The sequence below is a fragment of the Brevundimonas diminuta 3F5N genome (assembly GCF_900163625.1).
GTDB classification, from domain to species: domain Bacteria; phylum Pseudomonadota; class Alphaproteobacteria; order Caulobacterales; family Caulobacteraceae; genus Brevundimonas; species Brevundimonas diminuta_A.
Genome location: NZ_FUIE01000004.1, coordinates 1 through 9,943 on the forward strand (window position 1 = coordinate 1; position 9,943 = coordinate 9,943).

12 protein-coding genes are annotated in these 9,943 nt (G+C 67.7%); 5 read left to right on the forward strand and 7 right to left on the reverse strand.

The window, feature by feature from the left end:
* Nucleotides 1-193: 193 nt before the first annotated feature.
* Genes pgeF through lgt form a run of 4 tightly spaced genes read right to left on the reverse strand, consistent with a single transcriptional unit; the run spans nucleotide 194 to nucleotide 3,199 of the window.
* Nucleotides 194-967: a peptidoglycan editing factor PgeF gene (pgeF, locus tag FM111_RS00355; protein ID WP_087138761.1), complete on the reverse strand. Its 774-nt coding sequence runs from the start codon at nucleotides 965-967 to the stop codon at nucleotides 194-196.
* Complete coding sequence (locus tag FM111_RS00360; protein ID WP_087138771.1) at nucleotides 964-1,212, reverse strand: Pathogenicity locus; 249 nt, start codon at nucleotides 1,210-1,212, stop codon at nucleotides 964-966. The genes pgeF and FM111_RS00360 overlap by 4 nt, the downstream gene beginning before the upstream one ends.
* Nucleotides 1,213-1,245: 33 nt before the next feature.
* The gene (locus FM111_RS00365; RefSeq protein ID WP_087138762.1) at nucleotides 1,246-2,319 is read right to left on the reverse strand and encodes a class I SAM-dependent methyltransferase; all 1,074 of its coding nucleotides are present in this window, start codon (nucleotides 2,317-2,319) and stop codon (nucleotides 1,246-1,248) included.
* Nucleotides 2,320-2,326: 7 nt separating this feature from the next.
* Nucleotides 2,327-3,199: a prolipoprotein diacylglyceryl transferase gene (gene lgt / locus FM111_RS00370; RefSeq protein ID WP_087138763.1), complete on the reverse strand. Its 873-nt coding sequence runs from the start codon at nucleotides 3,197-3,199 to the stop codon at nucleotides 2,327-2,329.
* Nucleotides 3,200-3,376: 177 nt separating this feature from the next.
* Between lgt and FM111_RS00375 the strand changes: the two genes are divergently transcribed.
* From FM111_RS00375 to FM111_RS00385, 3 genes are all read left to right on the forward strand, one after another.
* Nucleotides 3,377-3,676 carry an accessory factor UbiK family protein gene (locus tag FM111_RS00375; RefSeq protein ID WP_087138764.1) on the forward strand — a complete coding sequence of 100 codons (300 nt, stop codon included), beginning with the start codon at nucleotides 3,377-3,379 and terminating at the stop codon, nucleotides 3,674-3,676.
* A 79-nt stretch (nucleotides 3,677-3,755) separates the two neighbouring features.
* Nucleotides 3,756-4,259, forward strand: coding sequence for a YbjN domain-containing protein (locus tag FM111_RS00380; RefSeq protein ID WP_004370784.1), 504 nt, complete (start codon nucleotides 3,756-3,758; stop codon nucleotides 4,257-4,259).
* Complete coding sequence (locus tag FM111_RS00385) at nucleotides 4,259-5,062, forward strand: pyrroline-5-carboxylate reductase family protein (protein WP_087138765.1); 804 nt, start codon at nucleotides 4,259-4,261, stop codon at nucleotides 5,060-5,062. The genes FM111_RS00380 and FM111_RS00385 overlap by 1 nt, the downstream gene beginning before the upstream one ends.
* 12 nt (nucleotides 5,063-5,074) lie before the next feature.
* Here the strand turns inward: FM111_RS00385 and FM111_RS00390 are convergent, their stop codons facing one another.
* The 3 genes from FM111_RS00390 to FM111_RS00400 form a co-directional block, all read right to left on the reverse strand.
* Entirely contained in the window at nucleotides 5,075-5,566 is a 492-nt protein-coding gene (locus tag FM111_RS00390; RefSeq protein ID WP_087138766.1) for a hypothetical protein, read from the reverse strand.
* A gap of 88 nt (nucleotides 5,567-5,654) precedes the next feature.
* Nucleotides 5,655-7,013: an ATP-binding protein gene (locus tag FM111_RS00395; protein WP_087138767.1), complete on the reverse strand. Its 1,359-nt coding sequence runs from the start codon at nucleotides 7,011-7,013 to the stop codon at nucleotides 5,655-5,657.
* 22 nt (nucleotides 7,014-7,035) lie between these two features.
* Nucleotides 7,036-7,767 carry a response regulator gene (locus FM111_RS00400; RefSeq protein WP_179204973.1) on the reverse strand — a complete coding sequence of 244 codons (732 nt, stop codon included), beginning with the start codon at nucleotides 7,765-7,767 and terminating at the stop codon, nucleotides 7,036-7,038.
* Between the two features lie 88 nt (nucleotides 7,768-7,855).
* Between FM111_RS00400 and FM111_RS00405 the strand changes: the two genes are divergently transcribed.
* Nucleotides 7,856-8,734, forward strand: a complete 879-nt coding sequence (locus FM111_RS00405) for a branched-chain amino acid aminotransferase (protein ID WP_087138769.1) — start codon at nucleotides 7,856-7,858, stop codon at nucleotides 8,732-8,734.
* Between the two features lie 111 nt (nucleotides 8,735-8,845).
* The coding region (locus FM111_RS00410; protein ID WP_087138770.1) for a NupC/NupG family nucleoside CNT transporter at nucleotides 8,846-9,943 on the forward strand (1,098 nt) is incomplete at its 3' end.

Below are 9,943 nucleotides of genomic sequence, written 5' to 3' on the forward strand. Positions count from 1 at the left end.
TCCTCAGGAGCCTGAATCAGATCGCACGCCGCAATTCAATGGGTCCTGAGCCTAGCGCGACGGCCGGATGTAGATTGGCATACGGTTATAAAAGATACGTCGCCTGGCGAACTGATGGACAATCCAACCTTGGCTATTAGGGCGACGGTCAATTGCCAAAATGAGCTAAATGAAATTGTTTCGCCAACCCGTTCTAATCCATCAACGTAATCGCTGAAATCAACCGGCCGAAGTCCGGCTCGCCCGCCAGATAGGCGCGGCGGTTCGAGTAGAAGCGCCCTTCATCCGCGCGCGTGTCATCGCCAGTCCAGGCGGCTTCGCTGACGCCGGCCTGCTCCAGTCGCCACAGGACGAAGCCGGGCAGGTCGAACTGGCGTTTGTCGTCCGTCGCGCCGGGGGCGAAGAAGCGTTCGCTGCCGGGGTCGTGGTGGGCGAAGCGGTCCTGATAGTCGGCGCCGACCTCATAGGAGCCTTGGGCGATGCAGGGGCCGACGACGGCGACGATGCGCGAGGGCTCGGCGCCAAGCGCCTGCATGGCCGCGACGGTCGAGTGGATGACGCCGCCCAGGGCTCCTTTCCAGCCCGCGTGGGAGGCGCCGATGACGCCCGCCTCGGCGTCGGCGAACAGCACGGGGGCGCAGTCGGCGGTCAGGACGGTCAGCACCGGCCCCTTCACGCCCGCGACCACGGCGTCACCTTCGGGGCGGTCGCCGGCCCAGCCGCTTTCAGCCACACGGGCGACGGCGGAGTGGACTTGATAGCAACCGCACAGGTCGTCGGCGGCGCCGCCCATCCATTCGGCGACGCGGCGGCGGTTCTCGGCGACGTGGGCCGGGTCGTCCTTGGAGCCGACGCCGGCGTTCAGTCCGGCGTAGAGGCCGTCCGATACGCCGCCCGCGCGGGTGAAGAAGCCGTGGCGAACTCCGGCCCTGGTCAGCAGCGGATGGGTGATCGGGTTCAGGCTCATAGGGCGCCCTCCAGTTCGAAACGGGCGGCGTCGATGGCGGCCTGAACGGCCTTGCGCGCCTGGGGGCTGTTCTTCCAGCAGGTCGAGCCGACGCTGGCGGCGGCGCCCGCGCACACGACGGCGGCGTCCGCCTGGGCCAGACGGGCGAAGCCGCCGACGCCCAGTTCCTCCAGCCGTTGAATCACCTTGGGGCCGACGCCCTTGGTCGCCAGCAGGATCTGGCGCTCGTGCTCGGTGAAGGTCATGGCCGCATCAGGCTCCATCGCTGGGCGGGCGCCTCAGAAGCCCGGCAGGGCCAGAGAGCGCGGAGAGAAGATCGCCGCCGCCTTGAACAGTTCGCCCATCTGATCCGGCGCGGTCAGGCGGTCCAACTGGCGCTGGATGATCGGCGCGGCTTCGGGGCGTCCCTGCATCAACCGTTGGGCGCGAGCTTCGATCCCCAGCGCCTTGAGGAAGGCGCCCTGGCCGACGCAGCCGGTGACGTCGGCGCCGCCGCGCACGGCGGCCTCCAGTACCAGGGGGAAGTCGGCCCATTGCGTCAGGTCGGCCTCGCCTGGCGTGGACAGAGGATCGACCTTCTGGTGCCGTCGCAGGGCCTGAAGCGTGTCGCCCGCCTCGGGTTTGCTGCGGCCGTAATCGATCAGCAGGGCGGCCCCCGAGGCGGCCCGGATCAGGCTGGCCAGATCGCGGCCGAAGGCGGCCTGCTGTTCCGAAATTTCGATGATCTGGCCGGGTTCGACGTCGAAGCCGGGCGCCTCGAAACCGTCTGCGATGGCGGTCAGGCCGAAGGTCAGTTCGTTGTCGTCGGTCACGCCGATGCGGCGCTCGGCCCAGCCGCCCTCGGTCTTGATGAACTGGCGCGCGGGCAGGCAGTCCAGCACCTCATTGGCGATCAGGATCACCGGGGCGTCGGTCTCGATCTTGTGCAGGGCGCTGAGCCAGCGCGGATGCACATCGGCGTCAGCCAGTCGCCGGGCCTGTTCGGCGCGTAGCGGGGCGCTTGGCTCGATCAGGATCAGGTCGACCGCCTGCAGGAAACCGGGGACCAGCCGCGCCGCGCGCAGCACGTCGGACATCAGCGTGCCGTCGCCGGGGCCGACCTCGACCAGCCGCACACGCTCGGGCGCGCCAAGGCGCGTCCAGGTCTCGACCGCCCACAGGCCGATCAGTTCGCCGAACATCTGGCTGACCATGGGGGCGGTGATGAAGTCGCCTCGTTCACCCAGCGCCGGGCGCGTGGCGTAGTAGCCGCCCTTGGGGTCGTGCAGGCAGCGGGTGACGTAGTCCGCCACCGTCATCGGCCCGGTCAGCACGATCTCGCGGACCAGGCGGTCCTTGAGCGTCTCCGCCATGATGGTCTTACGCCTCCGCGACTTCCGGCTTCTTCAGCGTCCGCCAGATCAGCCAGGCGCCGACCAGCATCATCGGGATCGACAGGATCATGCCCATGGTCAGGCCCAGCGGCAGGTTCTCCAGCCCGGCGTCGGGCTGGCGCACGTTCTCCAGCGCGGCGCGGCAGACACCGTAGCCCAGCAGGAACAGGCCGGTGACGAAGCCCGGACGTTTCAGCATCCGCCACTTCCAGATCGCCAGCGACAGGATGACGAACAGCAGCAGGCCCTCAAGACCCGCCTCATACAGTTGGCTGGGGTGACGCGGCTCGTTGCCGGCGGGGCAGAAGCCGTACATCTGCTGGATGCGTTCGTTGCAGAAGCGGATGGCCCAGGGGACCGTCGTCTCACGGCCCCACAGCTCGCCATTGATGAAGTTGGCGATGCGGCCGAAGAACAGACCCAGCGGCGCGACCGGGGCGATCAGATCGCCCAGGCTGAGCGGGTTCACCTGTTGGCGACGGGCGTAGAGGGCGATGGCGATGACCACGCCCAGGAAGCCGCCGTGGAAGCTCATGCCGCCGGTCCACAGTTGCAGCAACTCCAGCCGCTCGCCCCAGCTGTCGCCGGTGAACAGCTGGGCGAACATTTCCGGCTTGTAGAAGAGGGCGTAACCGAAACGGCCGCCCAGAATGACGCCGAGCGTGATCCACAGCACCAGGTCGTCCAGCTGCTGCCCGCTGACCGGCGACTTGCCCGGCGCCCACAGGCGCTCGGTCTTGGCCAGACGCGAGGCGTACCACCAGCCCAGGACGATGCCGGCGATATAGGCCAGCGCGTACCAGCGGATGGGCAGGGGGCCGAGCTGGATCAGGACGGGGTCGAATTCGGGAAAGGGCACGGGGCCTCCTGCGCCTTCAGAAGTTGTCACTCGTCTAGCAAGCGGGACTGCATTCGTCGCGCGCTTTTCCCGCGAAGCAGTCTATAGGCCGCAGGCAGGTAAGGTTTGGTTTACCCAAATCAATGCACCGTTAACCACGTTCGGACCGAAGGTCCGGGAGTTCTCAAGAGGCCGCACATGCAGACGCGCAATCCCCTCCTTGATGAGTTCGCCAAGCTGACCACCGGCGCCATGGGTCTGGCCCAGGCTGCGGGCGAAGAGGCCAAGGCCGCCTGGCGCGCCCAGGCCGATCGCTTCGTCGCCGAGATGGATCTGGTGCGCCGCGACGAGTTCGACGTGCTGAAGGACGAGATCGCCGCCCTGCGCGCCGAGATCGCGGCGCTGAAGGCCGCTGCTTCAAGTCCTGGACCCGCCTCGAAGAAGGCCGCCAAGGGATCGTCCACAGACGCTGCTTCGACCCCGGATTCAGCCGGTTGAGCCGAATCTGCGAACACGCCTACCGTCCTCGAAAGCGCTCCTCTGAGTCGCTGTCGCTGCTGAAGAAGTTGAACGCCTGATGGATGCTGTGAGACCCGAAGAGGTCGACCTGCCCTTTGATCCGCTGGATGTGGTCGAACACGTCCTGACGGCGGAGAACCTGCCGTTCGACCGCACGGACGAGGGCGATCTGGCCTTCGCCCTGGCCGGCGACTGGAAGGACTATGAGCTGTGGTTCGCCTGGCGGCCAGAGGGCGACTGCCTTCAGCTGTGCCTGGCGCTGGACCTTCGCGTGGCCAAGACGCGCCGCGCGGCAGCCTATGAACTGGTCTCCATGATCAATCAGCGCACCTGGCTGGGCCATTTCGAGATCTGGCCGGACGAAGGCGAGATCGTCTTCCGCCATGCCCTGGCTCTGCCGCACACCGAGCGTCCGACCCTGGCCCAGGCCGCGTCCATGATCGACGCGGCGGTCGAGGCGGCGGACCGTTATTATCCGGCCTTCGATTTCATGGTGCGCGGCTCCAAGAAGCCGAAGGAGGCGATCGACGCCTGCCTGTTCGAGACCGTGGGCAACGCCTGATGAGCGGTTCGGGTCGTCCGGTCGTGCTTCAGGGCGTCGGGCGTCTTGGTTCGGCCATTCTGGAAGGCTGGCTGGCGACGGGCGCCGTCGACCCGGCCGATCTGATCATTCTGACGCCGTCCGAAAAGCCGGTCGCCGAGGCGGCGCGGGCCAAGGGCGCGCGCATCAATCCGCCGCTGGAGGCCCTGGCTGACGCCCGCGCCTTCGTCATCGGCGTCAAGCCCGCCAAATGGCTGGAAGCCGCGCAGGCGGTGCTGCCGCATCTGGCGGCGGACGCTGTGATCGTCTCGGTCATGGCCGGGGTGCGCGGCGCGACGATCTCCGAGGGCTACAACGGCCGCCCGGTCGTGCGCGTCATGCCGACGACCGGCGTGGCCCAGGCGCGCGGCGTGGCGACGCTGTGGTCGTCCGACGCGGACGCCCTGAAGATCGGACAGTCGCTGTTCGAGCCGATCGCCGAAACGGTCCTGCTGGACGATGAAGCCCTGATGCACGCGGCGACGGCGGTGTCCGGCTGTGGGCCGGCCTATTTCTTCGCCTTCACCCGCGCCCTGGCCGAGGCCGGCGAGGCCGAGGGTCTGTCGCCTGAGGCGGCGGCCCGTCTGGCGCGCGCCACCCTGCGTTCGGCTGCGGCGGGCGTGGAGGGCGACGAGGCGCTGAACGCCCTGATCGACCGCGTGGCCTCGCCCGGCGGCGTGACCCAGGCCGGTCTGATCGCCCTCAATGAAAACGGCGCCCTCGACCATTCTGTCGAAAGCGCCGTGAAGGCGGCGGTCGCCAAGTCCACTGAACTCAGCGCCTGATCGTCAAACGCTTCAGCGCTTGACGAAACGGCCCTCGGCCAGATTGCGGGCCAGACGATCATAGGCGCGCTGGGCGTCGGTCCAGGTGGTCGAACCGCGCGCATCGATCAGGGTCGGGGTGTAGTAGTCGAACTTGACCGGCTGCACCTCGCCCGAAGCCATCGTCACCGAACCCTCGATCGCAGCGCCGCCGATGGACAGGCTGCGCATGGAATCCAACCCGGGCTTGTCGCCCAGTTGCTGCATGGTGGGGCGGTTCGGCTTCAGGTCGGTGATGACCAGTTCGACGCGGGCGCCGTCTAGGGCGTTCCGATCCGTCAGCACGCGTTCGACGGTGCGGGTCAGATCGCTGACCTGTTGCTGGACATCGCGTTCGCCCAGTTCTTGGGCGGTCTTGGCGAAGTCGGGGCTGACCGTCACGACGACGGCCGAGGGTTGAGCCGCAGCGGCGCCGGAAACGGCGAGGGCGGCGGCGAGCGGCGCAAGGAAAGCAATACGACGCATAGTACGGACTCCTGATTCCAGGCCCCCCTGGAACACGGGACAAGATGGCGATGATTTTACGGTTCCGCTAGAGGCGCCGGCCAAAGATCTAGGCGGCGCGACGATCCGCCGGCAGCCGGATGGAGGCTTTCAGTCCGCCCAGGTCGCTGCGGCCCAGGATGATGTCGCCGCCGTGGCCGCGCGCCACGTCTCGCGCCACGGCCAGGCCCAGGCCCACCCCCTTGCGGTTCTGATTGCGCGAGGCGTCAAGGCGCGAGAAGGGGCGGAAGGCCTCTTCGTGCATGTCGTCGGGAATGCCGGGGCCGTCGTCCTCTACCGTGATCTCCAGTCCGCCGGAGGGCAGGGGGCGGGCCGACAGCCGCACCTTTTCGCCGTGGGAGGCGGCGTTGCCGACCAGGTTGTTGATCGCCCGGCGGAAGGCCAGGGGGCGGGCCAGCATGTTGAGATCGTCGGGGGCCTCGACCTCGGCCACGGCGCCGGAGCGGCTGGCGTCCTCGGCGGCGCGACGCAGCATTTCGGGCACGGAGATCGTCTGCATCGCCTCGCCCGCCTCGCCGCGCGCAAAGGCCAGGTACTCGTCGATCATATGCTCCATCTCGTCCAGGTCGCCCTTCATCGCCTCGGCGCGCTTGAAAGGCGGGGCCAGGGCCAGCTCGAGACGCAAACGGGTCAGGGGCGTGCGCAGGTCATGGCTGACCGAGGCCAGCAGGGCGGTGCGCTGGTCGATATGACGCTGGATGCGGGCGCGCATGTCCAGGAAGGCGGTGGCGGCGGCCCGCACCTCGCGCGCGCCGTGAGGCTTGAAGCGCGGCACGCTCTCGCCCCGGCCGAAAGCCTCGGCGGCGGAGGCCAGCCGCTCGATGGCGCGCACCTGGTTGCGGATGAACAGCACCGCCACGCCGAGCAGCAGGATGGTGGCGATCATCAGCCACAGGACGAAGATGTGGGCCTGGGTCGCCACGGCCCGTTCACGCGGGGCGATGACGCGCAACACGCCGCCCGCCTCCTGCACCCTGATATCGACATAGGCGGGGTAGCGGGTGGTGTCGAACCAGAAGGGCTGGTCCAGCCGTGAAGCCAGCGCCTTCTCCAGCGTCCGATCGACCAGCCCCAGGGCGCCGCGCCGTTCTTCGTCCGGCAGAGAGGCGGCGGGCTGGAAGGCGATGGACAACTGCATCGACCGCTCGGCGCGCTCGGAGATCAGCGCCAGGTTCTGGGGCGAAGGATCGTCGCGATAGCTTTCGGCCGCCCAGGCCACGTCGCCCGCTAGGCCTTCGGACAGGCGCGCGGTCACTGCCTGCCAGTGGGCGTCGAAGAAGGCCCAGGTCACTGCCGCCTGCATGATCAGCACCGGTAGGACGATGATCAGCAACGACCGCCCCCATAGGGAAGTCGGCAGCCGACGCTTGATCCATCGCGTCCAGACGTTGAACGGCATCAGCCGCATGAGGGGCGTTCCGGTCCTGTCGTCAGTCCGGCGCCAGCATATAGCCGACGCCGCGCACCGTCTGAAGGTAGCGCGGATTCTTGGGGTCGGCCTCCAGTTTGCGGCGCAGGCGCGTCACCTGGACGTCCACGGCACGGCCGGTCACATCGGCCGTGTCGGGCGACAGGGTCATGCGCTCGACCGGCGAATGGGCGTGGATGGCCAGGGTCTTGAGCAGTTGCGCCTCGGCCTCGGTCAGGCGTTGCAGTTCGCCGTCGCGCGTCAGCTCCAGCCGCTCCATGTCGAAGACGGCGGGACCCATGCGGATTTCCTTGGGCGTCATCAGCTTGCCGCCGGTGCGGCGCAGGATGGCCTCGATCCGCAGCGCCAGCTCGCGCGGGTCGAAGGGCTTGGACATATAGTCGTCGGCGCCGCGCGACAGGCCCTCGATCCGGTCGTCCGGGTCGCCCTTGGCCGTCAGCAGCAGCACCGGCGTCTTGGACAGGGCCGCCTGGCTGCGAATCCAGGTGGTCAGGTCGAAGCCGCTTTCGCCCGGCATCATCACGTCCAGCACGATCAGGTCGAACTCGATCAGTTCGACCATGCGCCGCGCCGCGCCCGCGTGGGCGGCGCCGGTGACGCGATAGCCCTCGCGGCTCAGGAACTCCTTGAGCAGTTCGCGGATGCGGTCGTCGTCATCGACGACCAGGATGTGCCGTCCGCTGCCGGCGGGAGCGATGGGGCCGGACCGGCCGTTGGAGCGAGGCTCGATCATGCTCACTGCGAATCTCCTCGCGAGGCGCCGTTGACGCGGACGCGCGACGGGCGTCTAAATGAATATCTTGCGCGGGAGACGTTCTTCAATGGCCTTCGTTCCTTTCGACGATCGTGACGGATGGATCTGGTTTGACGGAGAATTCGTTCCCTGGCGGGACGCGAAGACGCACGTTCTGACCCATGGCCTTCACTACGGCTCGTCGGTGTTCGAGGGTGAGCGTATGTATGGCGGTGAAATCTTCAAGCTGACCGCGCACAGCGAACGCCTGAAGCGCTCCGCCGAGCTGCTCGACTTCGAGATTCCCTATAGCGTGGCCGAGATCGACGCCGCCTGCAAGGAAACCTGCGCACGCAACGGCCTGATCGACTGCTATATCCGTCCCGTCGCCTACCTGGGGCCGGAGCAGCTCAGCGTCACGGCCAAGAACAGCAAGGTCCACCTGGCGATCGCCGCCTGGGAATGGCCGAGCTATTTCGATCCCGAGGTCAAGAAGAAGGGCATCGCCCTGGAGTGGGCCAAGTGGCGCCGTCCCGACCCCGCCACGGCGCCGTCCACGGCCAAGGCGGCCGGCCTCTACATGATCTGCACCATGTCCAAGACGGCGGCCGAGAAGCGCGGCTTCGCCGACGCCCTGATGCTGGACTGGCGCGGCTATGTGGCCGAGGCGACCGGCGCCAACGTCTTCTTCGTCCAGAACGGCGCCCTGCACACGCCGCGCGTCGACCACATCCTGAACGGCATCACCCGTCAGACCGTCATCGAGATGGCCCAGGCCCGCGGGGTCGAGGTCGTGGTCCGCGACATCCTGCCGGAGGAGCTGGGCGATTTCTCCGAATGCTTCCTGACCGGCTCGGCCGCCGAGGTGACGCCGGTGGGCCAGGTCGGCGACTATCGCTTCACGCCGGGCGCGCTGTCGCTCAGCCTGATGGACGACTACGGTAAGCTGGTTCGCGGCCAACTTTAGGCGGCGACCGTCGACGAGTTTCGTCGTCCCCCTTGCCAGCGGCGTCCTGCTGTCGTTGATGCGCACTGAAGAAGCCGGCTCCCATAGCGCCGGTCGCGGAGCCGTCTTTCCATGTTCAGCCTCCTGAACCTCCAGAGCCTGTTCGGCCTGGTCGTCATCGTCGCCGTCTGCTGGGCGATCTCCGAGAACCGCCGCGCCTTTCCGTGGCGGTTGGCGATCGGGGCGGTGCTGGTGCAGGCGGCCCTGGTGCTGGCGACCTTCGCCATTCCTGGTTCGCAGGTGGTGCTGGACGGCATCAACAATGCGGTGAAGGGGCTGGAGCTGGCGACCGAGGAGGGGACGCGCTTCGTCTTCGGTTATCTGGCGGGCGGGGATCAGCCCTACGCCGTGGCCAATGAAGGCGCTCTGTTCACCTTCGCCTTCAAGGTGCTGCCGCTGATCCTGGTCATCTCGGCTCTGTCGGCCCTGCTGTGGCACTGGAAGATCCTGAAGTGGATCACGCTCGGCTTCGGCTTCCTGTTCCAGCGGACCCTGGGGCTGGGCGGCGCCTCGGCTCTGGCGGTGGCGGCCAACGTCTTTCTGGGCATGATCGAAAGCCCGATCGTCATCCGCGCCTATCTGGACAAGCTGAGCCGGTCCGAGGTCTTCCTGATGATGGTGGTCGGTCTGGCCACCGTCGCCGGCTCGACCATGGTGGCCTACGCCGCCATCCTGTCGCCAGTGCTGACCAATGCGGCGGGCCACGTCCTGGTGGCCTCCATCGTCTCGGCGCCCGCCGGCATCTTGCTGGCGCGCGTCATCATCCCTGAAAAGCCGGGCGAGGGCGGGGCGGTCGCCGACTACAACTCGGCGCTGAAGTACGACAGCGCCGTCGACGCCATCGTCAAGGGCACGTCCGACGGCCTGATGGTGGTGCTGAACATCTCGGCTGTGCTGATCGTCTTCGTGGCCCTGGTGGCCCTGGCCAACGTCATCCTGGGCGGCTTCGTCATCGCTGGAGAGCCGTTGACGATCGAGCGCATCCTGGGCGTGCTGTTCGCTCCCGTCGCCTGGCTGACGGGCGTGGAATGGGCCGACGCTCACAAGGCGGGCTGGCTACTGGGGGTCAAGCTGACCCTCACCGAGTTCGTCGCCTTCATCGAGCTGGGCAAGGTGCCCGTCGCCGAGATGAGCGAGCGCACGCGGATGCTGATGACCTACGCCCTGTGC

Excerpts from the sequence above, each read along its gene's own strand:
- pgeF (WP_087138761.1), bottom strand. The coding sequence starts at position 967 with ATGAGCCTGAACCCGATCACCCATCCGCTGCTGACCAGGGCCGGAGTT.
- FM111_RS00375 (WP_087138764.1), top strand. The coding sequence starts at position 3,377 with ATGCAGACGCGCAATCCCCTCCTTGATGAGTTCGCCAAGCTGACCACC.
- FM111_RS00360 (WP_087138771.1), bottom strand. The coding sequence starts at position 1,212 with ATGACCTTCACCGAGCACGAGCGCCAGATCCTGCTGGCGACCAAGGGC.
- FM111_RS00405 (WP_087138769.1), top strand. The coding sequence starts at position 7,856 with ATGGCCTTCGTTCCTTTCGACGATCGTGACGGATGGATCTGGTTTGAC.
- FM111_RS00385 (WP_087138765.1), top strand. The coding sequence starts at position 4,259 with ATGAGCGGTTCGGGTCGTCCGGTCGTGCTTCAGGGCGTCGGGCGTCTT.
- FM111_RS00365 (WP_087138762.1), bottom strand. The coding sequence starts at position 2,319 with ATGGCGGAGACGCTCAAGGACCGCCTGGTCCGCGAGATCGTGCTGACC.
- FM111_RS00390 (WP_087138766.1), bottom strand. The coding sequence starts at position 5,566 with ATGCGTCGTATTGCTTTCCTTGCGCCGCTCGCCGCCGCCCTCGCCGTT.
- FM111_RS00395 (WP_087138767.1), bottom strand. The coding sequence starts at position 7,013 with ATGCGGCTGATGCCGTTCAACGTCTGGACGCGATGGATCAAGCGTCGG.
- FM111_RS00400 (WP_179204973.1), bottom strand. The coding sequence starts at position 7,767 with ATGATCGAGCCTCGCTCCAACGGCCGGTCCGGCCCCATCGCTCCCGCC.
- FM111_RS00380 (WP_004370784.1), top strand. The coding sequence starts at position 3,756 with ATGGATGCTGTGAGACCCGAAGAGGTCGACCTGCCCTTTGATCCGCTG.